This window comes from Neorhizobium tunisiense, from assembly GCF_039631515.1.
Lineage (GTDB): Bacteria > Pseudomonadota > Alphaproteobacteria > Rhizobiales > Rhizobiaceae > Neorhizobium.
This window is the reverse complement of record NZ_JBDIUU010000001.1, coordinates 1,672,266-1,699,032: the sequence shown is the minus strand read 5'-3', so window position 1 is coordinate 1,699,032 and position 26,767 is coordinate 1,672,266. Positions and strand designations below refer to the sequence as shown.

Sequence of the window (26,767 nt, the reverse complement as noted above, 5' to 3'; positions counted from 1 at the left end):
AACTCCAACATGCTTTGCCCAGCCCCCGCAGAGAGGGCTAATCAAGGACTGCCGCATCGTCCACCGCTAACGGAAGGATTTCGGCTTTACGACACACGCTTAGTCGTCGTCTGTCGCAGCGTTGCAACGGTAGGTTAGCCGCGCAGCTCCCGTCGCAGGATCTTGCCGACATTGGATTTCGGCAGCTCGGTGCGGAATTCGATGAAACGCGGGCGCTTGTAGCCGGTCAGGCTGGTCACGCAATGGGCCTTGAGATCCGCTTCCGTCAGGTTCGGATCCTTCTTGACCACGAAGAGCTTCACCGCCTCGCCGGAATGTTCGTCCGGCACGCCGATCGCCGCACATTCCAGCACGCCGGGATGGGTTGCGACGACCTCTTCGACTTCGTTCGGATAGACGTTGAAGCCGGAGACGAGGATCATGTCCTTCTTTCGGTCGACGATCTTCGTATAGCCTTGGCGGTCCATGTAGCCCATGTCGCCGGTCCGGAAATAACCGTCCGCCGTCATGACCTTGGCGGTTTCGTCCGGGCGGTTCCAGTAACCGGCCATCACCTGCGGGCCGCGGATGCAGATCTCACCGACATCGCCGAGTTCCACTTCGGAATCGTCGTCGTTACGGATCGCGATTTCCGTGGACGAGATGGGAAGCCCGATCATGCCGCTGAACTCGGTGGCGTCGAGCCGGTTGGCGGTGGCGACCGGCGAGGTTTCCGACAGGCCGTAACCCTCGGTGATCTGGCAATGGGTCATCTTCAGCCAGCGTTCGGCGACCGGCCGCTGCACCGACATGCCGCCGCCGAAAACGAGCAACAGCGAGGAGAAGTCGAGCTTCTGGAAATCCGGGTTGTTCATCAGCGCGTTGAACAGCGTGTTGAGCCCGGGGAAGATGTGGACCTTGTATTTTTGCAATTCCTTGACGAAGGCCGGGATATCGCGGGGATTTGCGATCAGGATGTTATGGCTGCCGGTCGCAACCCCCATCAGCGAATTCACCGTCAGCGCAAAGATATGATAGAGCGGCAGGGCGCAGAGGAACTGAAGCTGGTCCGGTCGCGGCTTGTTGAGGAAGGCGGTTTCCAGCCACAGCCCCATCTGCTCCTTGTTGGCGAGCAGGTTGGCATGGGTGAGGATGGCCCCCTTGGAAATGCCGGTCGTGCCGCCGGTATATTGCAGGAAGGCGATATCCCGAGACGAGACTTCGACCGCATTCATCGTCTGCCGGGCGCCCTCGGCAATTACCTGCTTGAAGCTTCGGGCCGACGGCAGCGACCATTCCGGCACCAGCTTCTTCACCTTGCGAACGACCAGATTGACGATATGGCCCTTCAGGCCCAGCATGTCGCCCATCGTGGCGACGACCACGTGCTTGATCTCCGTCTGGGGCAAAGCCTGCTGCACGGTATGGCCAAAGTTTTCGAGTACGAAGATCGCCTTGGCACCGGCATCCTTGAGCTGATAGGCCAGTTCGCGCGGCGTATAGAGCGGGTTGATGTTGACGACGACCATGCCGACGCGAAGGATGCCGTAGACGATCACCGGGTTCTGGAGAATGTTGGGCAACATCACCGCCACGCGGTCGCCCTTGACGAGGCCCTGGGCCTGCAGCCAGGCACCGATCTTGCGGCTTTCCGCTTCGAGCTGACGGTAGGTCAGCGACTTACCCATGCTCGAAAAGGCCGGGCGGTCCGCATACCGAACACAGCTGTCCTCGAAGAGGTCTCCGAGTGAATGATGCTGCAGCGGCGGGATCTCGGCCGGCACCGTCGGCGGATAGGAGGCGAGCCAGATCTTGGGTGGATTGGCACCGGTGCGTGCGGTGACTTCGTTCATGCCGACCTCCTCTATCGTTCTTGTTGTTGTCTCGCGCTTTCCCGGCGCGTGCAGGTCAGGTCCTCCACCTTCCCGCGAACAACAGATTATGCCATGCCGCGACAGCATCAAGCCATCCGCACAGATTTAAACAGCTATCTACCTTTGACGTAAACGTCAATTAGAGTCTGGCGTTCGTATCCTGGCGTTCGTATCTAGGTGTAGTTAAACCGGCGAGGGAACATCCCAAACATTCGGGCGTTTTCCATGCGGTGCAAAATGCACGAGGAATCACGAAAAGGAGGTGCGCAATGTTGCATCAAGAACCACGAGCCGGGCAGGACCCCTATGTCAAGGACAGCCCATCGTTGATCGCCAGCGACAAGGTCGAAGGGACAAAGGTTTATGGTGCCGACGGCAAGCATATCGGCTCCATCGTCCGGGTGCTTCTCGAAAAGCGCGGCGGCCGCGTTGGTTATGCGGTCCTCAGCTTCGGCGGCTTTCTGGGTATCGGCGACGACTATTATCCGCTGCCCTGGGAAAAGCTCCGTTATGACGAACAGCTCGACGGCTACCGCATCGACCTGACCAAGGAGCAGATCACCGGCGCCCCGCGTTACCGCGATCTGGATGACGATACCTGGTACAACGACAAGGGCCGGACGATCTACGACTATTACGGCATTCCGCCGTACTGGATGTAAGCGTCCCGCCAACGGAACTCCGGAGGCTCCGCGTTGCGGGGCCTCTTTTCGTTTATTTAATTCTCGTGATGCAAGGTCCTCGCGACAAGGGGATGGCGATGACGGGAAAGACGGAAGCGGGCACGGTCCGCGATTTCGAGCGCGGGGATATCGAGGCTGTAGCGCAGCTTTTCCAGGAGACGTTCCGCAAAACGAATGCGCCGTCGCCCTCTTTGATCGCCTATCTGGAAGAAGCCTTTTTCGATCATCCCTGGGCGGAGCCCGATATCCGTTCCAAGGTCTTTGCGGGCGCTGGCGGAAGGGTCTCCGGTTTCATCGGCGTCTTTCCGTCGCGGCTGGAACTTGATGGCCGGCCGCTTCGTGCCGCCTTCGCCGGTTCGATGATGGTCCAGAACCCGAAGGAAAATCCACTCGCCGGTGCACGGCTGCTGCGCTCCTTCCTCGCCGGCCCGCAAGATATCTCACTGACGGAGACCGCCAATTCCACGGCGCTCGGCATGTGGCAGAAGGCCGGACACCCGCTCGATCCCGGCTACAGCATGAACTGGCTGCGCATCCTGCGTCCGGCTTCCGCGGCGGTCGAGGTCCTGGCTAGGCGGTTGCGTCCCGCCACCCTCCTGCGCCCCTTCGGCCGGATCGCCGACCGGGGCGCGGCTCTCGTCCGTATGACGCCTCTTCGGCCGGCCGAACGCAGCGCCTCGAAGATCACGTTCCGCGATGTCACCCGCGAGGAATTCGGCACGGCGGTTCTGACGCTTGTCGCGAACTATCCCCTTCACCCCCGCTGGGATGATCGTTCGTTGGGGTGGTTCCTGGAGCAAGCGGAAAACAAACGGAATTTCGGCTATCCGGAATGGCGCGTCGGCTTTGCTCCCGACGGGCGGCCGGTTGCGGCCTACGTCTATTTCGCCAGTCCCGGTGAGATCGGCTGGCTCCTGCAGGCACTGTCGGCGCCGAACGCGGCTGCGGAAATGGTCGACGACCTGTTTGCCCACGCTTACGAAATGGGATGCTCCGGTATACGCGGCGGCGCGCATCCATGGCTGATCCCGACGCTGATGAGCCGCAAGACGATTTTCTACGGCCGCTCGTTCTTTGTTGCGCAGGCGCGCGACAAGAGCCTGCTGGAGCCTATCAGGTCCGGTCAGGCGCTGATCTGCGGACTTGCCGGAGAAAGCTGGACGCGCCTGATCGGCGACTGGTTCGACTGAGACTTCTCAGCCGAGCCCACTTAACCGAGCCCACTTAACCGAGCATAGTCACCGGTTCGGCATGCAGATATTCCGCCACCTTGCGCTTTGAGGCGATATTGCGCCAGACGGCGTCCACCTCGTCCGGCGTCAGCCCGGCGGCGTCGCCGACCTCTTCCCGCGCAATCCCATTGTCGAGCCCGTAGAGGCAGAGGTCCATGCGATCATAGGGAAGCGAGAAATAATATTCGTCCTGGCCCTGCGGCAGCGACCATGTGTCGGTCGTCGGCGGGCGCCGGCGAATATCGGCGGGCACGCCGAGCGCTTCGGCTAGCTGATAGACCTGGCTCTTGTAGAGATGCGCGATCGGCTTGAAGTCCGCGGCGCCATCGCCGTTCTTCACGAAGAAGCCCTGGTCGTATTCGAGCCGGTTCGGCGTGCCGGCGACGGCAAAGTTCAGCCGGTCGGCGTGGTAATATTCGATCTGCTTGCGGGTACGCTGTTTCATGTTGGCGGCCGCGATCATGCCGAGATAGACCTCGAGCGGCATGCGGTGGCGGCTCTGCTCGCCGGCCGGATTGGCGACCACCAGCCAGGAAATGTTGTAGCCGCGGCCGGTCAGCGCATTTTCCAGCACCACCTTGCAGCCCCAGCCCTCCGAAAATTCCGGGACGATCTGGCGGATAAAGCCGTCGCGGCGGGTATAGCAGCCGGCGGCGGCTAGCGCCGGGCCGATGTCTTCGAGAACTGTTTCGACTCCGACCGCTTGTGCCAGCGCCTTGCCGAGCTTCAGGCTGTCCGGATCGGAATCATGTTCCGGCATGAAGATGCCCGTCACCTTGCCCGACCCGAGCGCGCGGGCGCAAAGGGCGGCGGTGACGCTGGAATCGATGCCGCCGGATAAGCCCAGCACCGCGCCACGCTTGCGCAAGTCCTTCAGCACCGTCTGCCGCAGCCAGCCGCAGATGCGCTCGATCTCGGCCTCCGCATCGAGCTTCAGCTTCTCGGCCGAGAATTTTCCCGCCCCTTGGGCCTGCTTCAGGCTCTGGATCATGCGACATTCCCCCGTGTGACTGTGTTTGTTTCGTCCGCGCCGAGCCGGATCTTGCCGGTCGTCGTGCGCGGCAGCGCGTCGCGGAACTCGACGCTTTTCGGCACCATGTAATCTTCAAGCAACCGGGCGCAGTGGCGGATGATTTCCCGCTCGGTAAGCGTCACGCCGTCCTCCACCACCACATAGGCGCGGACGACCTGGCCGAATATCGGGTCGTCGATGCCGCCAACCGCCGCTTCCCTGATGCCGGGCAAGGCATAGAGCGCGCGCTCGACCTCCTGTGGACTGACCTTTTCGCCGCGTGTCTTGATGATGTCGTCGCGCCGGCTGACGAAATAGAGAAAGCCGTCCGCATCCGCCCGGAAGAGATCTCCGGTGTGCAGGCGCCTGCCGCCCGCAACCGGCGAAAGTGCCCGTACCGAGGTCAGGCCGTTGCCCCAGTAACCGGACATCACATGCGGCCCTTCGACCACAAGTTCACCGATCGTGCCCGGAAGAGCGGGACGGCCGTCCTCATCGATCACGAAAGCACTGGTTCCGGGAATGGCGCGGCCGACCGAAAGCGGCCGGCGGGAAACCTCTTCAGGCGGCAGATAGGTCGCACGCAGGCATTCCGTCTGGCCGTACATCAGGAAAAGCCGAATATTAGGGAAAAGCTGCTGCAACCGCTCGGCAAGAGCCGGCGGCATGGCTGCGGCGGCGCTGGTGATAGTACGCAGATGCGGCAGGAAACCCGGCTCCAGGTCCTTCATGCCGGTAATCAGGGCGGCCATCGGCGGCACGAGCGGGAAACCTGTCGCCTTTACCTCCGCCAGCCGTTCGAGGATCTTCCGCGGAAAGGCGAAGCTCTTTTCGAGAACCAGCGTGCCGCCAGCCATCACCATCGTCACCACCTGCGTGATGCCGTAGCCGAAGGACAGTGGCAGGACGCTGAGCACGACGTCCTCGGCCGTATTGCCGAGATAGGTGACGATCGCCTCGCAGGCGGCGCCAACGTTGGCGTGGGTGAGCATCACGCCCTTCGGTTGGCCGGTTGAACCGGAGGTATGCAACAGCAGCGCTAGCGCTTCGGTGTCTTCGAAGTCCCTGCGCGGAACGGAAACCTCACCGCTGACCAGATCTTCGAACCGCAATCCATGACCGAGATCTTCGCCGGCATCCGCCTGCGCAACGATCGTCAGCGGCTGCATCTTCGTCATGGCGACAGCCATATCCACGGTTGCCCGCTGACGGGCATGGGTGACTACTGCGGAAGCCTGGGTGCTGGTTAGAATCACAGAGAGCTTTTCCGCCTTGATCGACGGATAAAGCGGGCAGGGCACGGCGCCCGCCTTCCAGAGGCCAAAGAAACTGACGACCGCTTCATGGCCGTTATCCAGCACCATCAGCACCCGGTCGCCGGGCTTGATGCCTCTGCGGGCGATGCTTGCGGCGAGCCGGTCGGACGAGGCGTCGAGTTCCGCATAGGTCAGCCGGGTGTCGCCCGCAATGAGCGCGCATTTGTCGCCGAAACGTCTGGCGCTGTCGCGGAGCCTGGCCTCTATGCGCATCGGCGCAGCCTCAGGCCGCTGCCAGCTTGGTCGACAGGTAGCTCGTCATGTTGTCGATGCTGTCCAGGTTTTCCGGAACGATTTCCTCGTCGGCAACGGTGATGCCGTAGGTCTGCTCCAGGAAGGCGATCAGTTCGAGCACGCCGGTGGAATCGATCACGCCGCTTTCGAGCAGCGACTGGTTGTTGGAAACCTGCGCGTCGGCCCGGAAAAGAAAATTCTCCGCAATGAATTCGCGCACGCTATTTTCGATTGCTTCCGCCATCGACGGCCCTCTCCACAAACAGTTTTTGCCGCGCGGATGCGGCGCGGTCGATTGAAAGGGCATCTTCCAGACTATCCCTGAATGTTTTGCTAATTTCTAAATGGCTTTTGTTCACAAGCTTAACCGCATCCAAATGCCGGCACCGGCGTTGGTGCTTCCATGAAGATCGCGACCTTCAATGTGAACGGCGTCAACGGTCGCCTTGATTTGCTCCTCGAATGGCTCGAGGAGGCCAGGCCGGACGTGGTCTGTCTGCAGGAGTTGAAAGCACCGCAGGAGAAGTTTCCAGCCGGCGCAATCGAAAGAGCGGGATATGGTGCAGTCTGGCACGGCCAGAAAAGCTGGAATGGCGTCGCCATTCTTGCCCGCGACGCCGATCCGATCGAAACGCGCCGGGGCCTGCCGGGCGATCTGGAAGACCTTCACAGCCGCTATATCGAAGCCGCCGTGCAGGGCGTGCTCATCGCCTGCCTCTATGCCCCGAACGGCAATCCCGCCCCAGGGCCAAAGTTCGCCTATAAGCTTGCCTGGTACGAGCGCTTCCTGGTGCATGCTCAGGCATTGCTGGATACCGGCGCGCCCGTCGTGCTTGCCGGCGACTACAACGTGATGCCGACCGATCTCGATGTCTACAAGCCGGAACGCTGGCGGGACGACGCGCTGTTCCGGCCGGAAGTACGTGAGGCCTTTTCCCGGTTGCAGGGCCGAGGCTGGGTAGACGCAATCCGCAAGCTGCACCCGGGCGAGCGCATTTATACCTTCTGGGATTATTTCCGGAATGCCTGGGGCCGCGATGCGGGCCTGCGGCTCGACCACCTGTTGCTCAGCCCCTCGATCGCGCACCGGCTGGAGGCGGCTGGCGTCGATCGCCATGTCCGCGGCCTCGAACATGCCAGCGACCATGCGCCGGCCTGGATCGAACTCGCCGACTAGGCCAGATCGATCGCCATTTCGGACTGGGTCAGCGTACTTTTCTGCCAGCCGATCCGCCGCATGAACCGGTCGAGCAGGCCCTCCGGCACGTTTTCGATGATAAACAGCCTGCGGCCTGGATAACGGGCGGCGAGGGCATCGGTCAGCGACCGGCCAAACCCCTGCCGGCGATGGGCGGGATCGACTGCGAGACCGAAGAGCCGGATGTCCTTACCCGTATCATCCAGAAGCACGGCAGCCTTGCCGTCGAGCGCGAACCCTTTCAGCGGCGGCCCGGCTTTCTGGAAACTGCGGGGATCCGTCTGCCAGGTGAGATCGGCGTCCGCGAACCTCGCGAGCATCCCGGCAGCCGTCCCGAGTTCGCATTCCTCGGCCGGCGCCACATCCGGCGCGGCAAGCTTGCGGCTGCGGCCGAAGCCTACAAGTTTGCGGGAAATCACAAAGCCGAGCGATAGATAAAGATCGCGCGCCCGCTCGTTGGTGTTGATCACTTCGAGGATGAGCTTGCGGTCGCCGCGCGCCTTCGCCGCCTTGAGGGCATCCAGCATGACGCTACGCCCGAACCCGCGACCGCGGATCGTCGGGCCGATGCCGATCGCGCCGATCCGTGAAAGATCACCCCGCCGGCCGATCAGCAAAATGCCCGCCGGCTTCTCGCCGTCGAAATAGACGAAGCTCTCATCGAGATCGACGTGATCGCGCTCGATGCGTAACTGCAGCGATGGGACCGTCACATTCATCGGCACCACATAGCCCGAAAAGCCGGTGGCAAAACCTTCGGCCGCATCTTCCAGGCTGCATTCCGAGAGGCGGCGATGGGAAACGGCGGATGTCATGACCTCTCTCCCACGGTTGCGGCTTCAGAGCACGTTGGACGGCGAGCCTTCTTCGAAATTCTCGACATGGGTGATGACCTGCGCCCACAGTGACTGCATCGCCTCGTCGCTCGCCCAGGCCACATGCGGGGTGAGGATGAAGTTCGGCCGCTCCAGGATCGTCAACAGCGGGTTGTCCGGCGCCGGCGGTTCCTTGGTCAGCACGTCGAAACCGGCGCCGCCGATCAGGCCTTCGTTGAGCGCGGTCACCAGATCCGCCTCGTTCACCAGCCCGCCGCGGGCGGTGTTGATGATCAGCGGATGCCGCTTCATCTTTTTGAACTCGGCAAGGCCGATGAGGTTGCGGGTCGCCGGCGTCAGCGGCATGTGGAAGGTGATGATATCGGCGGTTTCCAGCACCTCGTCGAAGGCGGTGTACCCGGCCTCGACCTTTTCGGCATCCTTGCGGGCCGCGAAAATGACCTTCATGCCGAAGGCTTCGGCGATCTTCGCCACCGACTTGCCGAGCGTGCCGCGCCCGAAAATGCCGAGCGTCGAACCGGCCAGATCCTTGATCGGGTGGTTGAAGAAGCAGAACTGGTTGGCGCGCTGCCATTCGCCGGCGATCACGTCCTGACGGAAGCCGACGATCGAGCGGCGGAGGGCAAAGATCAGGCCGAACGCATGCTCCGGCACGGTGTTGACCGCATAACCGCGCACGTTGGAGACGACAATGCCGCGCTCCTTGGCAAAGGCGAGGTCGATCACGTCGTAGCCGGTCGCGGCGACCGCGATCATCTTCAGCTTAGGGGCATTGGCGATCGACTGCTCGCGCACCGGTGCCTTGTTGGTGATGACGATATCCGCGTCGGCGATACGGGCGGCCACATCCTCCGGTGCCGTCTTGCCGTATTCGACCCATTCATGCGCAAAGGCGGGCCGGGTGATCGTCACCGAAGGGCCGATCGTGTCGCGGTCCAGAAATACGACCTTCATCGCGAAAATTCCTGCATGATTTGAAACTCCTCCCAATCGAATCCACGGTGGCCGAAGCGCTGGCCACGATGGGTTTCTCGTATATCATCCCGCCTGTCATCCGGAAGGCCAAAGTGCGGAGAATGTCATGGGTGAAGTGTTGAGCCTCGATTGCGTCGTCATCGGCGGCGGCGTGGTGGGGCTGGCGGTGGCCAGGGAACTGGCGATGGCCGACCGCGACGTGGTGCTCCTGGAAGCCGAATCGCTGACCGGCAGCGTCACGTCTTCCCGCAACAGCGAGGTCATCCACGCCGGGCTCTACTACCCGACCGGAAGCCTGAAGGCCGAACTCTGCGTCGCCGGCAAACAGAAGCTCTACGACTATTGCCGCAACCGCCACATCCCGCACAAGCGATGCGGCAAGCTGGTCGTCGCCTCGAACGAGGCCGAAGTCGCTTATCTCGAAAAATTGCTGAAGCAGGCGCAAGCCAACGGCGTCGACGATTGCCGGCTGATCGACGGCGCGGAACTCGCCTGCCTCGAGCCTCACATCACCGGCTTTGCCGCGCTCGTCTCGCCGTCAACAGGTATCATCGACAGCCACAGCCTGATGGAGGCCTATATCGCCGACATCGAAGCGCATGGCGGCAGCATCGTGCTGAACTCGCCCGTCCTTGGCGGCGAGTTTCTGGCCGATGCCCTGCGGCTTTCGGTCGGCGGCCGCGATCCTGTGGAGATCGAGGCGAAACTGGTGGTGAATTCAGCCGGGCTGAATGCCTGGGCGGTCTCCGAGAGTATCGCCGGCCTCGATCGCCACGCAATTCCCGAGCGCCATTACGCAAAAGGCTGCTATTTTTCCCTGGCCGGCCGCGCGCCGGCAGAGCGGCTGATCTACCCGGTGCCGGAGCCCGGCGGGCTTGGCGTCCACCTGACACTCGATCTCGCCGGCCAGGCTCGTTTCGGCCCGGATGTCGAATGGGTGGAGACGATTGATTACGACGTCGACCCAAGCCGCGCCGACAAGTTCTATGGAGCGATCCGCCGCTATTGGCCAAATCTGCCGGACGGCGCCCTGCAGCCGGCCTATTCGGGCATGCGGCCGAAAGTCGTCGGTCCGAATGGGGGAGGGGGTGGTGACTTCGTTATTCAGGGGCCCGAAACGACCGGCCACCCGGCCTATGCCGCGCTTTACGGCATCGAAAGTCCGGGGCTGACTTCATCCTTGGCGATCGCGGAGAGTGTTCGGCGGCTTGTTTCATAACGCTCAGAGCAGGTTGCCCCCTCACCCTGCCGCCGCTTCGCTCGGCACCCTCTCCCCAAGGGGAGAGGAGGAGCGGAGACGTTGCGGCAAATTCCCTCTTCTCCCCAGCGGGGAGAAGGTGGCCCGAAGGGTCGGATGAGGGGGGCACTCGCCGTCGCCAATGACATCGTCTCAAAACGCCGCGCGCTTGTCCTTCTTCGCGAGACGAGTGAGCAGATAGTCAACTTCCGCCTTTGCAACGGGGCTCAGCATCTGGGCCGGCTTGCGCTGCGCATCCGACGTGATGACGCCGCGCCGTTTCAGCACGTGTTTGCGGATCGCGAGACCGATGCCGGCCTGCTGCTCGTAGCGCATCAGCGGCAGATGCGCGTCGAACAGGTCATGCGCCTCGTCGCGCTTGCCAGCGGCGAAGAGATTGACCAGTTCCGTCAGCATGTCCGGGAAACCGTAGCCCGTCATCGCGCCGTCGGCGCCGCGCTCCGGTTCGAAATCGAGGAAGAGGCCGCCATTGCCGCAGAGGATCGAGAAGGGACGGAGCTCTCCCGCCTTCTGCATGGCGCGCAGCTTCGAGACCTTTTCAAGCCCCGGCCAGTCCTCGTGCTTCAGCATCAGGCAGGAGGGATGGTTGGTGATGATCCTGGCGATCACGCCCGGCGACATGACGACAGTGAGCGTCAGCGGATAATCCTGCAGCACCCACGGCACATCCTCGCCGACCGCTTCGACGGCGCCGGCGAAATAGTTGACGATCTGGTCGTCGGTGCGCAGCGCCGGCGTCGGCGCGATCATCACGCCGGAAGCGCCCATGTCCATCGCATCGCGCGCGAGCGAGCGCATGCCGGCAAAGCCGGGCGCCGAGACGCCGACGATGATCGGCACTTTGGCGCGAGAAACGACCCTTTTGATGATCGCCCGGCTTTCGTCCGGCTCCATCTTCGGCGCTTCGCCCATGATGCCGAGAATGGTGATGCCGGTGCAGCCGCTCTGCTCATAAAAATCCGTCAGCCGATCGATCGAATTGAAATCGATCGATCCGTCCTCGAAGAACGGCGTTGTGGCGATGGCGTAGACGCCCTTGGACTCAATCCCGAAAGTCATTATTGCGCGTCCTTCCAGGCCTGATAGCGGGCTTTCGTTTCCGCATTCATCGGGTAGAGGCCCGGCAGCGGCACGCCGCGGTCCACCTCGGTCATGATCCAGCCTTCCATGCGTTCCTGCTCAGGTGCTTCGGCGACGACCGCGTCGAGCAGTTTTGCGGGGATCAGCACCGCGCCATCCTCGTCCACGACGACGATATCATCCGGGAAAACCGCGACACCGCCGCAGGAGATCGGCTCCTGCCAGCCGACGAAAGTCAGGCCGGCGACGGAAGGCGGGGCGGCGATACCGTCGCACCAGACCTTCATGCCGCTGCCGAGCACGCCTTCCGCATCACGCATCACGCCGTCGGTGACAAGCGCCGCCACGCCGCGCTTCGCCATCCGCGAGCAGAGAATGTCGCCGAAAATGCCGGCATCGGTGACGCCGAGCGCATCCGCGACCGCGACGCAGCCCTCCGGCATCGCCTCGATCGCCGCGCGGGTGGAAATCGGCGAAGCCCAGCTTTCCGGCGTCGCGAGATCCTCGCGGGCGGGCACGAAACGCAGCGTGAAGGCCGGCCCCACGACGCGGCCCTGGCCCGGCTTCAGCGGCTTCGTGCCGCGCATCCAGACATTGCGCAGGCCCTTCTTCAAAAGCACCGTGGTCAGCGTGGCGGTGGAGACGCCCTTCAGCGTCTCGATGATCTTGGGGTCCAGCGGCATGAATTCTCCTTGGGAATCTTGAATGCCGCCTTCGCAGGCGGCGGGCGATATTCGGTCGCGACTTCTCGTTCGTCAAGGAACTAACGCCCCTGTCGTCATTGACATGATGGCCGTCTGTCGAGGTATAACGTCTTTCAACACTGACACATGGGAGGATGAGACAGTGCTTTTTCCAACGACACTCGTCGGCAGTTATCCGCAGCCGGAATGGCTGATCGACCGGGCCAAGCTCGCGGGCCGTTTCCCGCCCCGCGTCCGCGCCAGGGAGCTCTGGCGCATCCCCCAGGAATACCTCGCCGAAGCGCAGAATGACGCGACGATCATGGCGATCAAGGCGCAGGAGGAAGCTGGCCTCGACATCATCACCGATGGCGAAATCCGCCGCGAGAGCTATTCGAACCGCTTTGCGACTGCGCTCGAAGGCGTCGATCTCGACAATCCGGGATCGGCGCTCGATCGTTCCGGCCATCCGAACCCCGTTCCGCGCATTACCGGCAAGATCCGCCGCAAGCACGCGGTGGAGGCCGAGGACGTGAAATTCCTGCGCAGCCACACGGACCGCAAGATCAAGATCACCGTTCCTGGCCCCTTCACCATGTCGCAGCAGGCCCAGAACGATTTCTACAAGTCGGAGGAAGAAGCCGCCTACGACTATGCTGATGCGGTCAACGCCGAAATCCGTGATCTGTTCGCAGCCGGCGCTGACGTGGTGCAGATCGACGAGCCTTACATGCAGGCTCGCCCGCAGAAGGCCGAGCAATACGGCCTGGCTGCGCTCAACCGCGCGCTGGACGGCGTCAAGGGTACGACCGCCGTGCACATCTGCTTCGGTTATGCGGCCATCATCCACGAGCGGCCGTCAGGTTATTCCTTCCTGACCCAGCTTTCCGGCTGCTCCTGTCACCAGGTGTCGCTCGAAACCGCGCAATCGAACCTCGATTGCTCGACGCTAACCGGCCTTTCCGGCAAGACCCTGATGCTCGGCGTCATCGACCTGTCGGACATGAATGTCGAGAGCCCGGAAACCGTCGCCAACCGGATCCGCCGGGCGCTGCCTTACGTCGAGGCCAAGAACATCATCGTCGCACCGGATTGCGGCATGAAATACCTGCCCCGCGAGGTGGCCTTTGGCAAGATGAAGGCCATGGTCGAGGGCGCCAAGATCATGCGCCGGGAGTTTGGCGAAGCCGTCTGATTTCCCATTCGAGTTCCCGGACAAAAGGGCGATTGCCGCGGCAATCGCCCTTTTGTTTTTTGACTTTCGGTATTCACGTACACGTGACTTATAAATTTGGATCCCAAATTGACAAAATAGTGCGATTATACGCTTAAAAGAACACCTATTGTATCCTAATTAAAACTGATGTATACATTGTGTGGAGGATTTTCAGGCGGGATGGGCCGATGAACTCCTCGATAGGAAGATCATGACGACCCTTGTTCTCATACCCGGGCTTGTATCGGACGCGATCGTCTGGGCGCCCTTGGCGGAAGCGGCTTCCGGCTTCATGCCGGTTCATCACGCGGATCTCTTCGGCGGCACATCGATCACCGGTATGGCTCGAACGCTTCTCGATGAGACGGCTGGCGACATCGTTGCTGTCGGCCATTCGATGGGAGGCCGCGTCGCCCTGGAAATGGCTCACATGGCGCCGGACCGGGTCCGCGGCTTGGTGCTGGCGAACACCGGACATCATCCGAAGCGCGAAGGCGAAGAAATCAAGCGGCAGCAGATGATCGATCTCGGCAACCGCAGCATCGATGAACTGGCGCAGCAATGGCTGCCGCCGATGCTCGATCCGGCTCGGGTTGGTGACAGGCAACTGATCGGACGCCTCCACGCCATGGTCCTCAGGGCAGGTTCGCAGGTCCATGAGCGCCATATTCGCGCCCTCATCGGCCGCCCGGACGCCAGCGCCTATATCGCCGATCTTCGTTGTCCCATCCTGCTTGTCGCCGCTCGCCAGGATGGTTGGAGCCCGATCGCACAGCACCAGGAAATCGCCGACGCAGCGCCGGATGCCGAGCTCGTCATCATTGAAAATGCCGGGCATTTCGCTCCCGTCGAACGGCCCGTGGAAACCGCCGCTGCCATCACCGAATGGCTGGCGCGCAGATTTGGAGAATCTCAATGAGTGAAGCAGCAGCCACGATACCGGATACCCCGCTCTTCGACCGGGCGGGCTCGATCCGCGGCTATCGGATCAACAAGATGGCGATGGCGCTCGGCCAGCCCGCCAACCGTGCAGCCTTCAAGGCTGACGAAGAAGCCTATCTCGACAGTTTTGGGCTGAGCGCTCATGAAAAGTCGGCGGTCATGGCCCGTGACTGGCATGAGATGGTTCGCCTCGGCGGCAACCTTTTCTTCATCCTGAAGATCTCGGCGGTCGATCCGACCCCGATCACCCGGATCGGCGCAGCCCAGGCCAGCATGGAACACGAAGACTTCCTGCATCTGAGACTGGGAAAAAAGCGCAATGGCTAAGATCATCGGTGGGCTTGGAACGAGCCACGTTCCCTCGATTGGTGCGGCACTCGACAAGGGGCTGCGCGACACGCCGGACTGGAAGCCGTTCTTCGACGGCTACGAAGTCGGCAAGCAGTGGATGCGGGACGCCAAGCCCGATATCGCCGTCGTCGTCTTCAACGATCACGGCAATACCTTCTTCCTCGACCGCGTTCCGACCTTCGCAGTCGGCGTCGCCGAGACCTACAATCCGGTCGACGAAGGCTGGGGTCCGCGCGCCATCCCGGCATTCGAGGGAGCCGTGGATTTCTCCTGGCATTTCGTCGACAAGCTGGTCGAGCGCCATTTCGACCCGATGGTCTGCCGCGAGATTGAGGTGGATCACGGCCTGCAGGTGCCGATGGAGCTGTTCTTCGGCCGGCCGGACGCCTGGCCGGTGAAGGTTCTGCCGATCTGGGTCAACACCATTCAGTATCCGATCCCCACCCCGCAGCGCTGCTGGGAAATGGGCAAGGTCCTGCGTGAAGCGATTGAAAGCTGGCCAGGCGATGAACGCGTTGTCATTCTCGGCACCGGCGGCCTGTCGCATCAGCTGCAGGGCGCCCGCGCCGGCTTCATCAACCAGACGGCCGACCGCGCCTGGCTCGAGGGCATCGCCAGCAATCCGGAACCCTATCGTGCCATGAGCCGCGAGGATTATGTCGAACAGTTCGGCTCCGAAGGTGCCGAGCTGATCATGTGGCTCGTCATGCGCGCTGCGATGAACAGCGACGTCAACCTTATCCACAAACACTACCACGCCCCGGCTTCGATGACCGGCGCCGGCATGGTCGTCTTGGAAAATGCGGCCTGATCCGATGTTCTTCCTGATGCGCTGCCTGCACCACAAAGGCCAGGACGCCGCCCGCGATACCCACCGCCCGTCGCACCGGGCCTGGGTCCAGTCGGGCGGAGAGGGGCTTACCGCGGTCCTGATCGGCTCCGCCCTCGTCGACGAGGGCGGTTCGTCGATCGGCAATTTCGGCATCCTGGGGGCCGCAAGCCTTGAAGAGGCGCAGGCTTTTGCGCAAGGCGATCCCTTCAATCGCGCCGGGATCGTTTCGGTGATCGAGCTGACGCAACTGCCGGACACGTTCCAGGCGGCTCGGATCAGCGACCCGATGACCCTGCGAAAGCACGGCTGATCTATTTGGGGCATTAAAAGGCCGCGCCATCAGGCCAGGATGGCGCGGCCTTTGTCATTTGGCTCAGTCCCCGATCGTCTCATGGGCATCCGCCTTGCCCTCGGCCCAATATCCGGCGGCCTTGATCCAGGCGAGCGGATATCCGCGCTTCTCGACCAAATAGGCGCGAGCGGCACGGGCGACCGAGGCCTCGGCGGCGACCCAGACGAAGGTCTCGGGCTGAAGCGCGATCGTCTCGAGTACGGAGATCAGCCCGGAGGCATCCGTGGCGCGGGAAAGAGGGCGGTGCACCCAGCGCGTATCGAGCGACGCCTGCGTCTCGAAGACCTGTTCCTCTTCGGGCCCCGCGACCAGCCCGATACTCATGATCACGGCGTTTCCATCGGCCTCTTCAATGCGGCGGCCTATCGCCGGAAGGCCGGTCTCGTCGCCAATAAGTAGCCAGCGTTTCACGCCGGCGATGACGGCCGAACCTCGCGGGCCGCCGATCGACAACGTGCTGCCCGGCTCGGCATCCAGCGCCCATCGCGTGGCGGGACCGGCATCATGGACGGCGAAATCGAGCACCAGGGATCGAGCGTTCTGATCGTACCGCCGGGGTGTGTAGTCGCGGCGCTCCGGTTCTGCGGCATCGGTTGGCAGGAATATCTTGACGTGGTCGTCCGGTGCAGCGCTGACGAAATCCGAAAGATCCTCGCCGCTGAGCGTAATGCGCAGCATCTGCGGCGTGATGCGCTCGACGGTTTCGACCGTCAGCACACGACGCTTGAGTTCGTGACGAATGCGCTGGATCTTGGGGGCGGAGGACGTCTGGTCCTGGGTCGTAAGGTCGTTCATCTAAATCCTTTCACGGGATGTCGATATCGACCTGCGGGACACAGCCGCGCAGACCGAAACCGGCAATGCCCGGTCGATCAGCGCGTTGAGTGACGTTAACGCTTACGTGCGAAGCCTTGCGGCATTCGCAGTGTGAACTCTAGTTAGGCGGGCAAAGTCCGGACGGCAAGGGCGGCCGAGCGTCAACTCGGGTAATTTTGCCAGTTGGGAAACTGAGAAACAGCTGTCGTCAGGCCGCATCTTCGCGGCGATGGCCTCGACATCCACCTTCCCGCACCAGATACCTCCAGTCGTTCAGCCTTTGTGAAGGACTGGCGGCCAATGTGCTGCGATCCCCTGGGCGATTCGCCCGACAATATGGAGATGGCATGACACTGCTGCAATTCCCCGCCGATCGGCGCACCGCGGACGTAAAACGCTGCGCCGAGGCGCTTCTGCGGCTTCACGGCGAACAGGCGAACCGTTTCTGGCGATCGGAAATGGCTGGTTTTGCGGCAGCCCTCAGAGCCCAGGGCGTGGCAGACGAGGAAATTTCCCGCCAGGCCGGCCTGTTCATGCACGCTGTCCAGATGCAGCTCCAAAGCGATTGCCTCGACGACGAAACGAGCGTCGTGGCGGGGTGACGCCCGCCGGCCTTCGCGCCGACCGATATCGGCGACGCAGGCGCTGTGGAAGAATTGGAAAACAAGTGGTGCCGCTTGCAGGACTCGAACCTGCGACCCCATCATTACGAATGATGTGCTCTACCACCTGAGCTAAAGCGGCACGGGCAGCGACCGGTTTTGCCGGGGCTGCGAGTGATGCGGCTGATACAGGCAATGACCTGCGATTTCAAGCCGGGTTTTTGGCTTCTCGACGATTTTCCTGAAAAGACGGTTCTTATCCAGCCGTTGGTTCAAACTGCGAGGCGCTCGCGCGCCGCCCGGTATTCGTCTTCCAGCCGGTCGACGAGTTCGGCGACCGGGACCACCGCCTTGACCGCGCCGACCCCCTGACCGGCGCCCCAGATCTCCTTCCAGGCCTTCGGTCCGCTGACGGCCTGGTCGAAATCCATCTTGGACGGATCGGCGACCGGAAGCGCGTCCGGATCCATGCCGGTGGCGGTGATCGAACCCTTCAGGTAGTTGCCGTGTATGCCGGTGAAATAGTTGGAATAGACGACGTCGGCAGCGTTCGAATCGACGATCATCTGCTTGTAGCCCTCGACGGCGCGTGCCTCCTTCGTGGCGATGAAGGGCGAGCCGATATAGGCCATGTCGGCGCCCATGGCCTGCGCCGCAAGAATGCCGCCACCGGTGCCGATCGCGCCGGCGAGCAGCAGCGGCCCGTCGAACCATTCCCGGATTTCCTGCACCAGCGCGAAAGGCGAAAGCGTGCCGGCATGCCCGCCGGCGCCGGCGGCGACCGCGATCAGCCCGTCGGCGCCCTTGCGGATCGCCGAATTGGCGTGGCGGTTGTTGATGATGTCGTGCAGCACGATGCCGCCATAGGAATGCACGGCGGCGTTCACCTCCGGCACCGCCCCGAGCGAGGAGATGACGATCGGCACCTTGTATTTCACGCACATCATCAGGTCGTGCTCCAGCCGTTTGTTGGAGGTATGAACGATCTGGTTGACGGCAAAGGGTGCGGCAGGCCTCTGCGGGTTGGCGGCGTCATAGGTGGCGAGATCCTCGGTGATCATGGCCAGCCACTCGTCGAGCTGGCTTTCCGGCCGCGCATTGAGCGCCGGGAAGGCGCCGACGACGCCGGCCTTGCATTGCGCCAGCGTCAATTCCGGATGGGAAATGATGAACAATGGCGACGCGACCACGGGCAGGCGGAGCCTGTCCTTGAGGATTGCTGGAAGCATGGATCAAAAACCTCCCGATTGACCTTTACGCAAACGTAAATCCGTCTACCAGATCGCAGGCAATGCGAAAAGCCGGTGGAAAGATTTTTGGAGCGGAACTTCGCGACGCCCCGGTAGATGGTCCCGACATATCCTCTCCTTATTTTTGGCCATGGTGCAGTCGAAGGCGGTGCTTGCAGTTCCGCGGCGGAGAGGTTACCGAAACGTAAACTCCCGCGCAGTGGGAATGAATATGAAGAAGGACCGGCAGTGAGCGGTTTGGAAACGGCCATCAGGAACGCACTGGATCGCTCGAACCGGGCGGACCGGGAGATCAGGGCACGTATTTATCAGTCGGCGCGCCAGGCGCTGGACGCCGGCCTTCGCAAGCAGGGCGTTACCGACCGGTTGATCATCATGCAGCAGCATGAACTGCTGGAGCGCAAGATCCACGAGATCGAGATGGCTGAGGTGCAGCGCTTGGCCGAACCGGCGGCTGAATCCATTGTCGAGCTCGATCCGGAACTGCCATATGCTGCGGAATCCATGGCGGTAGAGTCTCCGGCCATGGAGGCTCGCCCACGGCCGGAAGCGCCGCAACGGTCTGTGGCACCACCGCCTGTAGCGCCGCCCATCGATACCGTTTCAGGCGAGACGCGCTCCCCCGCTCCAGCTGCTGCGGCGATGTCCTCCGGGGATCTCGGCGGCGTCAGCCCCGCGCGCGGTGAGCGGATCGAAGCCGAGCGATTCGAACCGGCGCCTCAGACGAAGGCGGCAAAGCCGGGCAAGACGAACAAAACGAACAAGGGCGCCCGCCCGTCATCCGATGGCGGACTGGATGTCCCCCCGGAACGGGCCGCGAAACCCCGAAAGCGTCGTGGTTTCCTGTCGCATCTCCTGACCTGGATCATCACTCTTGGCGTGGTCGGCGGTGCCTGCTGGTGGTTTTACCAATCCGGGCTGGTGCAGTCGATCATCGAGGAAGCGATGAAGTCGGCCGACCGCTCGGTCGCCGGTCAGGGATCGGGAGGCCCGGTCGCCTTCGATCCGCGCCGTGGTTTCTCGGATGAATGGGTCGAGATCTTCGCGCCCTCCAAGTCGGCGGAAATGAAAGCCGGCGGCCAGGCGAAAGTCGAGGCGGTCTCCGCCTCGGAAGGGCAGGCTGTCCGCATCGTATCGGCGACGTCAGGCGAGGGCGGCGATGTCTCGGTCGAAGTGCCGCCGGAAGTGCTGCGCGAAATGGCCGGCAAGAGCTCGACGGTGGCGCTGACCCTGCAGTCGGGGCAGAACAGTTCCGCGCAGCTGTCGGTGCGCTGCGATTTCGGAAGTCTCGGCAGCTGCAGCCGCCATCGCTTCACGGCAACGCAGGAGAAGCTGGAGGCACTCTTCCGGGTGACCTTCGAACGCTCGCTCGCCCCCAACCGGCCCGGCCGCCTGGTCTTCAACAGCGGTATCGACGGCGCCGACCGGGCGGTGCTGCTCTATTCGGTACGCATCCTGCCCGGCCAATGATCTCTATATGAGGAACTTCGGGCCGAAACCGAAGGTCTTGTCGTCGATTTCGCCGATGGCGTCCTTGTCCTTACCCTCGTAGTCCAGCGACAGCAGCATATGGCGGATGACGTTGAGGCGGGCGCGGCGCTTGTCGTTGGCTCGCACGACCGCCCATGGTGTTTCCTTGTTATGGGTCTTTTCGAGCATCGCGTCGCGTTTCTCGGTGTAATCGTCCCACTTGTTGAACGCGGCGATATCCATCGGCGACAGTTTCCAGATCTTGAGCGGATCGTGCCGCCGGTCATGAAAACGCTTGAGCTGCATCTCGCGGCCGATATCGAGCCAGAACTTGAAGAAGATGATGCCTTCGTCGGAAATCGTGTCCTCGAAGCGCGGAACCGCCTTCATGAAATCCTTGTATTGTTCCGGCGTGCAGAAGCCCATCACCGGCTCGACCCCGGCTCGGTTGTACCAGGAGCGGTCGAACAGCACGATCTCCCCCGAGGTCGGGAAATGCGAGATGTAGCGCTGGAAATACCACTGGCCGGCCTCGGTCTCCGTCGGTTTGGTGAGCGCTACCACACGGGCCGAACGTGGATTGAGATAGGCATTGATTGAAAAGATCGTGCCGCCCTTGCCGGCGGCATCACGGCCCTCGAACAGCGCCATCATCCGCTTGCCGGTCGCCTTCAGCCAGAACTGCACCTTGACGAGTTCGACCTGCAGCTTTTCGAGCTGCTTTGCGTATTTGTCCTTGTCCAGCTTGTCGTCATGAGGATATCCACCGGAGCCGAGGGCATGTTCCTCGATCCAGGCCGGCAGTACCGGGTCATCGATATCGAACCGCTTGAGCTTGCCGTTGATGTCGATGTTGACTGCCCGGCTTCCGGTTTCATCCGCCATGATACTGCTTCCTCCGATCGATCCCCGTACGGGGCGGTAGCCGATATGTAACGCAAGTTCGAAATTCTGCTACCGTCCCGATAGCGCCATTTTTCCGATATCCCACGGGAAGCGATGTATATCTGTCATGCAAGGGATATATGAGCGCGTGTTCAACCTGTGAAAGCTGCGAGTCTATCTGTGGAGTCGGTATTGGAGAAATGGCGTCGGGGTCGGGGCACGCTCGTTGCGAGGGCTCGCCAGGAACGACCTCTGTTGCTGCTTCTAACTCTTCTGGCGACGATCGCCTTTCTGATCGGTATGGACTGGGTGGGCGTCCTCGTGGGCTGGCTGCTCCTGGTGCTGGTCGTCGTTGGCCGCAAGCCTGCCGCCCCTCCTCCGCCGGTGATCGAGGTCGTCGAGAAAGAACAGCCGGGCTTTCAGCCATTACCTCAGGTGGCGGCAACGCTGAGTGCCTTGGATATTCCGGCTTTCGTACTCGGCGAGGACGTCACGGTCCTTTATCAGAACAAGGCTGCCGAAAGGGCTTTTGGAATTCTTTCTCCCGGTTCGCATCTTTCGGCACGGCTACGGTCCCCGGGCATTCTCGACATGGTGCGGGAAACCATTGCCACCGACGAGCCCAACCAGATCGAGCATTCCGAGCGGCTGCCCTCCGAGCGCGTCTATACCCTGCGTATCGCGCCCATCGATCTCGGCAAGCCGATGCAGCAAAGCTCCGAAGGAGTGGCGCAGAAGCTCTATCTGCTCTCTTTCAGGGATATTTCGGAATTGCGCCGTATCGATCGGATGCGCTCGGATTTCGTCGCCAATGCCAGCCATGAGCTGCGTACACCGCTTGCCTCGCTGCGAGGCTTCATCGAAACCCTGCAGGGGCCGGCGCGCTCCGATCCCGCCGCGCATGAGCGGTTCCTCGCCATCATGTTCGACCAGGCGACGCGTATGAGCCGTCTTGTCGATGACCTCATGTCGCTGTCACGCCTGGAGCTCAAATCCCATATCGCACCCGACCAGACGATCGACCTGAAGCCGCTGATCAGTCATGTGCGGGATGCGCTGGTCCCGCTCGCCGACGACCTCGGGGTCGAGATCCGCACGCATCTGCCGGAAGGCAAGGTGGAGGTCCTCGGTGATCGCGACGAACTCGTCCAGGTTTTCGAAAACCTGATCGAGAACGCCTGCAAATACGGCCAGGAAGGCAAGTTCGTGGACGTCTATCTGCGCAACGGCGCCTCCGATCCGGTGGAAGTGACCGTCGTCGACCAGGGGCCGGGCATTCCGGCCGAGCACGTTCCGAGGCTGACCGAGCGCTTCTACCGGGTCAGCGTGGCCGACAGCCGCTCCAAGAAAGGGACGGGCCTCGGCCTTGCAATTGTCAAGCACATCCTAACCCGCCACAGAGCGCGCCTGATCGTGAAGTCGGAAGTTGGCAAGGGAAGCCAGTTCACCGTCAGGTTCTGACATAAAACCTTCTCACTGCAAAGCCGTGCATTAATTTTATGTTGAAATATCAATTGCTTGATATGTCATAAATGTTTCACCGAACTGACATAAAAGAGAGAGGCTACAGCGGCTAAGACAAGCGGGCCGAGCGTTGGCGAGAGCGAGAGCCAGCGCCGTCCGCATTCACACAAGCCCATGACGGGAGATTCCTCATGAACATCCTTAAACTCTCTGCAGCTGCCTTGGTGGCCTCCGTTGCGTTTGCCGGCGCCGCCGCCGCACGCGACCAGGTCCAGGTTGCCGGTTCGTCCACGGTTCTTCCCTATGCGAAGATCGTTGCTGAATCTTTCGGCGAAGCCTTCCCGAAGTTCAAGACGCCGATCGTCGAGTCGGGCGGCTCGGGCGCGGGCCTCAAGGAATTCTGCAAGGGCGTCGGCGAAGCCACTATCGACATTGCTAATTCTTCGCGTCCGATCAACAAGAGCGAACTGGAAGCCTGCAAGGCAGCCGGCGTGACTGACGTCCAGGAAATTCGCATCGGTTACGACGGTATCGTCTTCGCGACCGCCAGCAGCAACGGCGAAATGAAGATCGAGCCGAAGGACTTCTACAAGGCTCTTGCCGCTGAAGTGGTTGTTGACGGAAAGCTCGTCGCCAACCCCTACAAGAACTGGTCGGAGATCAACCCGACTCTGCCGAAGGGCCCGATCGCTGCCTATATTCCGGGCACGAAGCACGGCACGCGCGAAGTCTTCGAAGAGAAGGTATTGGCAGAAGGCTGCAAGGCAACCGGTGCCGCGGATGCCATCAAGACGCTCGTTCCGGACGCCAAGCAGGCGGCCGCCAAGTGCATTGCTGTTCGCAAGGACGGCGTTGCTGTCGACATCGACGGCGACTATACCGAGACGCTCGCTCGCATCGCCGCCAACAAGACCGGCGTCGGCGTATTCGGCCTCGCCTTCTATGAAAACAATGCCGACAAGCTGAAAGTCGCCACCGTCAACGGCATCAAGCCGACCGCGGCTGTGATTGCTGACGGTACCTACCCCGTCTCCCGCCCGCTGTTCTTCTACGTGAAGAAGGCTCATCTGGGCGTCGTTCCCGGCCTTAAGGAATACGTCGAGTTCTTCATGTCCGACGACATGATCGGTCCTGACTCGCCGCTCGTCGAGTACGGCCTCGTTGCTGCTCCCGAAGCGCAGCGCGTGCAGGCCCGCAAGGACTTCTCCGCTGGCAAGACGATGTAATCGAAAGACCGGCGCCGCTTTTGGCGGCGCCGTTTTCTCTTCCCGCCGAAGGCTCTTGCATCGGCGTGGATCGTCGGCTTTGCGGCGATGGTGTTGCCCAAGGCGCGACGGCGAATGCGATCGGTTCCGATGAACGGAGCTGGGCGGTGATGGGTTGCCGCCAAAGGCGGTACGCCGGGGGATTATGATGAACACATCACTAATATTATTGATTTTGGCAATAATCGGCATAGCTGGTTACGTCGCCGGTGCCCGGTATTCAATGGCACTGGTCGGAGGGATTTCCTCCAAACTTCATTCGCGGCCCGGATATTACGGTTCTTTTGTCGCTGTCTGGGCGATCCTGCCGGCCGTCGTCATTCTCTTTGTCTGGCTGGTCGCCAGCCCCATGTATATCAGCTCCTCGGTACGCGGTGCGTTTCCCGAAGAGGTGAAAACCCAGTCGCAGGCCGAACAGGGTCTCAGCTACGGGATGATTACCTCGATCGCCCGCGGCATGAATGCGCTGACCGGCGACGAGATCGCTCGCATCGAAAACAATCCGGTGGAGCTTCGTACGGCGCTTGGCGCCAAGGGTGTCCCGCTTGCGGGTGATCCGCAGCCCTTCATGGTCAAGGCCGCTGCCGATCTGAACAGGATGACGTTCGTCAGCCGCATCCTCATGACGATCGTCGTTCTGGGGGCCTCCATCGGCGGCGCCCTCTTCGCTTATCGCCAGATCGCGCCGCGCTTCCGCGCCCGCAATCGGGTGGAAAAAGTGGTTCTCGGCAGCCTCGTCCTCGCGTCTTCGATCGCTATTCTGACCACGGTCGGCATCGTCGCGTCGATGCTGACGGAAGCCGCCCACTTCTTCACCGCCATTCCCGCCTGGGAATTCTTCTTCGGCACGGTATGGGATCCTCGTTTTGCGGCTGCCGGTTCGGGTGGCTCCGAAGGTCAGTTTGGCCTCATTCCGCTGCTGCTCGGCACGCTCTATATCGGTTTCGTCGCGATGCTCTTCGCGGTTCCGATCGGCCTCTTTTCGGCAATCTACATGTCCGAATACGCATCGCCGAAGGTCCGCTCGGTTGCCAAGCCGCTCCTCGAAGTGCTCGCCGGCATTCCGACCATCGTCTACGGCTTCTTCGCATTGACCACCGTCGGCCCGTTCCTTCGCGACATTTCTTCGCAGCTGAACGGCCTCGTCACTGGCGACTATGCCAACTTCATCCAGGCACAGAGCGTTTTGACGGCCGGTTTCGTCATGGGCATCATGCTGATCCCCTACGTATCCTCGCTGTCGGACGATATCATCACTGCAGTGCCGCGTGCCCTGCGTGACGGTTCGCTGGGCCTCGGCGCCACCCGTTCGGAAACCATCAAGAAGGTCGTCCTGCCGGCCGCTCTTCCGGGCATCGTCGGCGCACTTCTGATGACTGCATCGCGCGCCGTCGGTGAAACCATGATCGTCGTGCTTGCGGCCGGTGTCGCCGCCCGCCTGCAGATCAACCCCTTCGAGCCGATGACGACCGTGACCGTCAAGATCGTCAACCAGCTGACGGGCGACCTTGAGTTCACCTCGCCGCAGACCCTGGTTGCCTTCGCGCTGGGCATCACGCTTTTCGCCATCACGCTTTGCCTCAACATCTATGCGCTTTATATCGTGCGCAAATACCGGGAGCAGTACGAATGACCGATGTGGTTTCTCCCGCCGCCGGCATCCCCAAGGCCAGGTCCGTCCGTCGCGATATCGGCATCAAGCGCCGCTACGCCGCCGAGCGTCGCTTCCGTGCCTATGGCATCGCCGCGCTTTCCTTCGGCATCATCTTCCTGATGCTTCTGCTGTGGTCGGTGGTCTCCAAGGGATACACCGCCTTCCAGCAGACCATGATCACCATGCCGGTCGAGTTTTCGCAGCAGATCATCGATCCGCAGAACGAACGCGCCGCCAATCCGCAGAAGCTGATGACGGCGAACTACCCGATCGTCGCCCGCAACGCTCTCGCCAAGCTGCTCAACGTCAGCGTTGACGACCGTGTCGCGGCCCGCGCGATCGGCCAGATGCTGTCGGATGGTGTCCGCGTCCAGTTGCGCGATCTGGTGGTCGCCAATCCGGCGATCATCGGCACGACGCAGACGGTAACGCTGCTTGCCTCCGGCGATATCGACTCGGCCTACAAGGGCCAGATCGACCTCGACGTCAGCCAGGAGAACCGCAAGATCAACGACCAGCAGCTCGGCTGGATGAAGCAGCTGTCCGATAGCGGCGCGCTTGCCAAGCACTTCAACAGCGGCATTTTCGTCAACGGCGCATCGAGCCGTCCGGAAGCAGCCGGCGTCGGCGTTGCCCTGATCGGCTCGTTCTACATGATGCTGATCGTGCTCATTCTGGCGCTGCCGATCGGCGTCGCCGCCTCGATCTATCTCGAGGAATTCGCCCCGAAGAACAAGTTCACCGACCTGATCGAGGTGAACATCAACAATCTCGCGGCCGTTCCCTCGATCGTCTACGGTCTGCTCGGCTTGGCGGTCTTCGTCAACTTCATGGGCCTGCCCCGTTCCGCCTCCTTGGTCGGCGGCCTGGTGCTCACCCTCATGACGCTGCCGACGATCATCATCGCGACCCGCGCGGCCCTGAAGGCTGTGCCGCCCTCTATCCGCGCGGCGGCCCTCGGCCTCGGCGCATCCAAGATGCAGACGATCTTTCACCATGTCCTGCCGCTCGCGATGCCCGGCATCCTGACCGGTACGATCATCGGTCTCGCCCACGCACTCGGCGAAACCGCTCCGCTGCTCTTGATCGGTATGGTGGCCTTCGTCGCCAACTATCCGACCACGCCGCTCGACCCGTCGACGGCGCTGCCGGTACAGATCTACATGTGGGCGAACGAAGCGGAGCGCGCGTTCGTCGAGCGTACCTCGGGAGCAATCATCATCCTGCTCCTGTTCCTCATCCTAATGAATGTTGGCGCAATTCTCTTGCGGCGTCGCTTCGAGCGGCGCTGGTAGAAGGAGTATGACA

Annotated in this window: 26 protein-coding genes and 1 tRNA gene; 15 read left to right on the top strand and 12 right to left on the bottom strand. The window is 62.0% G+C overall.

Annotation, left to right across the window (positions count from 1 at the left end):
• Nucleotides 1-134: 134 nt before the first annotated feature.
• Nucleotides 135-1,832, bottom strand: coding sequence for a long-chain fatty acid--CoA ligase (locus ABCW43_RS08885; protein ID WP_345923145.1), 1,698 nt, complete (start codon nt 1,830-1,832; stop codon nt 135-137).
• 290 nt (nt 1,833-2,122) lie between these two features.
• On the opposite strand from ABCW43_RS08885, the gene ABCW43_RS08880 reads away from it, so the two are divergent.
• Nucleotides 2,123-2,515, top strand: a complete 393-nt coding sequence (locus tag ABCW43_RS08880; RefSeq protein ID WP_105404153.1) for a PRC-barrel domain-containing protein — start codon at nt 2,123-2,125, stop codon at nt 2,513-2,515.
• Between the two features lie 98 nt (nt 2,516-2,613).
• Entirely contained in the window at nt 2,614-3,726 is a 1,113-nt protein-coding gene (locus tag ABCW43_RS08875; RefSeq protein ID WP_345923141.1) for a hypothetical protein, read from the top strand.
• Between the two features lie 34 nt (nt 3,727-3,760).
• On the opposite strand, the gene nadE is transcribed toward ABCW43_RS08875, so the two are convergent.
• Genes nadE through ABCW43_RS08860 form a run of 3 tightly spaced genes read right to left on the bottom strand, consistent with a single transcriptional unit; the run spans nt 3,761 to nt 6,574 of the window.
• Nucleotides 3,761-4,759 carry an NAD(+) synthase gene (nadE, locus tag ABCW43_RS08870; RefSeq protein WP_345923139.1) on the bottom strand — a complete coding sequence of 333 codons (999 nt, stop codon included), beginning with the start codon at nt 4,757-4,759 and terminating at the stop codon, nt 3,761-3,763.
• Nucleotides 4,756-6,309, bottom strand: a complete 1,554-nt coding sequence (locus ABCW43_RS08865; protein WP_345923137.1) for a class I adenylate-forming enzyme family protein — start codon at nt 6,307-6,309, stop codon at nt 4,756-4,758. The genes nadE and ABCW43_RS08865 overlap by 4 nt, the downstream gene beginning before the upstream one ends.
• A gap of 10 nt (nt 6,310-6,319) precedes the next feature.
• The gene (locus ABCW43_RS08860) at nt 6,320-6,574 is read right to left on the bottom strand and encodes an acyl carrier protein (RefSeq protein WP_046628063.1); all 255 of its coding nucleotides are present in this window, start codon (nt 6,572-6,574) and stop codon (nt 6,320-6,322) included.
• A gap of 159 nt (nt 6,575-6,733) precedes the next feature.
• On the opposite strand from ABCW43_RS08860, the gene xth reads away from it, so the two are divergent.
• The gene (gene xth / locus ABCW43_RS08855; protein WP_345923133.1) at nt 6,734-7,507 is read left to right on the top strand and encodes an exodeoxyribonuclease III; all 774 of its coding nucleotides are present in this window, start codon (nt 6,734-6,736) and stop codon (nt 7,505-7,507) included.
• Here xth and ABCW43_RS08850 read toward each other — a convergent pair.
• Both ABCW43_RS08850 and ABCW43_RS08845 read right to left on the bottom strand, forming a co-directional pair.
• Nucleotides 7,504-8,343: a GNAT family N-acetyltransferase gene (locus ABCW43_RS08850; protein ID WP_345923131.1), complete on the bottom strand. Its 840-nt coding sequence runs from the start codon at nt 8,341-8,343 to the stop codon at nt 7,504-7,506. The genes xth and ABCW43_RS08850 overlap by 4 nt on opposite strands.
• Nucleotides 8,344-8,367: 24 nt before the next feature.
• Nucleotides 8,368-9,318, bottom strand: coding sequence for a D-2-hydroxyacid dehydrogenase (locus ABCW43_RS08845; RefSeq protein ID WP_345923129.1), 951 nt, complete (start codon nt 9,316-9,318; stop codon nt 8,368-8,370).
• Nucleotides 9,319-9,445: 127 nt separating this feature from the next.
• On the opposite strand from ABCW43_RS08845, the gene ABCW43_RS08840 reads away from it, so the two are divergent.
• Nucleotides 9,446-10,558: an NAD(P)/FAD-dependent oxidoreductase gene (locus ABCW43_RS08840; protein ID WP_345923126.1), complete on the top strand. Its 1,113-nt coding sequence runs from the start codon at nt 9,446-9,448 to the stop codon at nt 10,556-10,558.
• 171 nt (nt 10,559-10,729) lie between these two features.
• Here the strand turns inward: ABCW43_RS08840 and ABCW43_RS08835 are convergent, their stop codons facing one another.
• Together ABCW43_RS08835 and ABCW43_RS08830 are read right to left on the bottom strand one after the other, a co-directional pair.
• A complete protein-coding gene (locus ABCW43_RS08835; RefSeq protein ID WP_345923125.1) occupies nt 10,730-11,656 on the bottom strand; it encodes a dihydrodipicolinate synthase family protein in 927 nt (308 codons plus the stop codon).
• Entirely contained in the window at nt 11,656-12,360 is a 705-nt protein-coding gene (locus tag ABCW43_RS08830) for a ribonuclease activity regulator RraA (RefSeq protein ID WP_345923124.1), read from the bottom strand. Before ABCW43_RS08830 ends, ABCW43_RS08835 begins: the two co-directional genes overlap by 1 nt.
• A gap of 163 nt (nt 12,361-12,523) precedes the next feature.
• On the opposite strand from ABCW43_RS08830, the gene ABCW43_RS08825 reads away from it, so the two are divergent.
• From ABCW43_RS08825 to ABCW43_RS08805, 5 genes are all read left to right on the top strand, one after another.
• The gene (locus tag ABCW43_RS08825) at nt 12,524-13,555 is read left to right on the top strand and encodes a uroporphyrinogen decarboxylase family protein (protein ID WP_345923122.1); all 1,032 of its coding nucleotides are present in this window, start codon (nt 12,524-12,526) and stop codon (nt 13,553-13,555) included.
• Nucleotides 13,556-13,787: 232 nt separating this feature from the next.
• Nucleotides 13,788-14,495, top strand: a complete 708-nt coding sequence (locus ABCW43_RS08820; RefSeq protein WP_345923120.1) for an alpha/beta fold hydrolase — start codon at nt 13,788-13,790, stop codon at nt 14,493-14,495.
• The gene (locus tag ABCW43_RS08815) at nt 14,492-14,845 is read left to right on the top strand and encodes an extradiol ring-cleavage dioxygenase (protein WP_046628082.1); all 354 of its coding nucleotides are present in this window, start codon (nt 14,492-14,494) and stop codon (nt 14,843-14,845) included. Before ABCW43_RS08820 ends, ABCW43_RS08815 begins: the two co-directional genes overlap by 4 nt.
• Nucleotides 14,838-15,680, top strand: a complete 843-nt coding sequence (locus tag ABCW43_RS08810; RefSeq protein ID WP_345923118.1) for a class III extradiol dioxygenase family protein — start codon at nt 14,838-14,840, stop codon at nt 15,678-15,680. Before ABCW43_RS08815 ends, ABCW43_RS08810 begins: the two co-directional genes overlap by 8 nt.
• Nucleotides 15,670-16,011 carry a YciI family protein gene (locus tag ABCW43_RS08805; RefSeq protein ID WP_345923117.1) on the top strand — a complete coding sequence of 114 codons (342 nt, stop codon included), beginning with the start codon at nt 15,670-15,672 and terminating at the stop codon, nt 16,009-16,011. Before ABCW43_RS08810 ends, ABCW43_RS08805 begins: the two co-directional genes overlap by 11 nt.
• Nucleotides 16,012-16,074: 63 nt before the next feature.
• Here ABCW43_RS08805 and ABCW43_RS08800 read toward each other — a convergent pair whose 3' ends face one another.
• Complete coding sequence (locus tag ABCW43_RS08800; RefSeq protein ID WP_345923115.1) at nt 16,075-16,848, bottom strand: siderophore-interacting protein; 774 nt, start codon at nt 16,846-16,848, stop codon at nt 16,075-16,077.
• A gap of 368 nt (nt 16,849-17,216) precedes the next feature.
• Between ABCW43_RS08800 and ABCW43_RS08795 the strand changes: the two genes are divergently transcribed.
• A complete protein-coding gene (locus tag ABCW43_RS08795) occupies nt 17,217-17,471 on the top strand; it encodes a DUF6074 family protein (RefSeq protein ID WP_345923113.1) in 255 nt (84 codons plus the stop codon).
• A gap of 66 nt (nt 17,472-17,537) precedes the next feature.
• On the opposite strand, the gene ABCW43_RS08790 is transcribed toward ABCW43_RS08795, so the two are convergent.
• A tRNA-Thr gene (locus ABCW43_RS08790) sits at nt 17,538-17,613 on the bottom strand.
• Nucleotides 17,614-17,743: 130 nt separating this feature from the next.
• Nucleotides 17,744-18,700 carry an NAD(P)H-dependent flavin oxidoreductase gene (locus tag ABCW43_RS08785; protein ID WP_345923111.1) on the bottom strand — a complete coding sequence of 319 codons (957 nt, stop codon included), beginning with the start codon at nt 18,698-18,700 and terminating at the stop codon, nt 17,744-17,746.
• A gap of 249 nt (nt 18,701-18,949) precedes the next feature.
• Here ABCW43_RS08785 and ABCW43_RS08780 point away from each other — a divergent pair, with 249 nt between their 5' ends.
• Nucleotides 18,950-20,191: a hypothetical protein gene (locus tag ABCW43_RS08780; RefSeq protein ID WP_345923109.1), complete on the top strand. Its 1,242-nt coding sequence runs from the start codon at nt 18,950-18,952 to the stop codon at nt 20,189-20,191.
• A 3-nt stretch (nt 20,192-20,194) separates the two neighbouring features.
• On the opposite strand, the gene ppk2 is transcribed toward ABCW43_RS08780, so the two are convergent.
• Nucleotides 20,195-21,076, bottom strand: coding sequence for a polyphosphate kinase 2 (ppk2, locus tag ABCW43_RS08775; RefSeq protein ID WP_345923107.1), 882 nt, complete (start codon nt 21,074-21,076; stop codon nt 20,195-20,197).
• Between the two features lie 180 nt (nt 21,077-21,256).
• Between ppk2 and phoR the strand changes: the two genes are divergently transcribed.
• From phoR to pstA, 4 genes are all read left to right on the top strand, one after another.
• Entirely contained in the window at nt 21,257-22,537 is a 1,281-nt protein-coding gene (gene phoR, locus ABCW43_RS08770) for a phosphate regulon sensor histidine kinase PhoR (protein ID WP_445738908.1), read from the top strand.
• A gap of 194 nt (nt 22,538-22,731) precedes the next feature.
• On the top strand, nt 22,732-23,766 hold the full coding sequence (locus ABCW43_RS08765) for a substrate-binding domain-containing protein (protein ID WP_345923103.1): 1,035 nt from the start codon (nt 22,732-22,734) through the stop codon (nt 23,764-23,766).
• A gap of 187 nt (nt 23,767-23,953) precedes the next feature.
• Nucleotides 23,954-25,438 (top strand): phosphate ABC transporter permease subunit PstC, encoded by a 1,485-nt coding sequence (gene pstC, locus ABCW43_RS08760; protein ID WP_345923101.1) that lies wholly within the window; start codon nt 23,954-23,956, stop codon nt 25,436-25,438.
• Nucleotides 25,435-26,754: a phosphate ABC transporter permease PstA gene (gene pstA, locus ABCW43_RS08755; RefSeq protein WP_345923099.1), complete on the top strand. Its 1,320-nt coding sequence runs from the start codon at nt 25,435-25,437 to the stop codon at nt 26,752-26,754. Before pstC ends, pstA begins: the two co-directional genes overlap by 4 nt.
• The last annotated feature ends 13 nt before the right edge of the window (nt 26,755-26,767 follow it).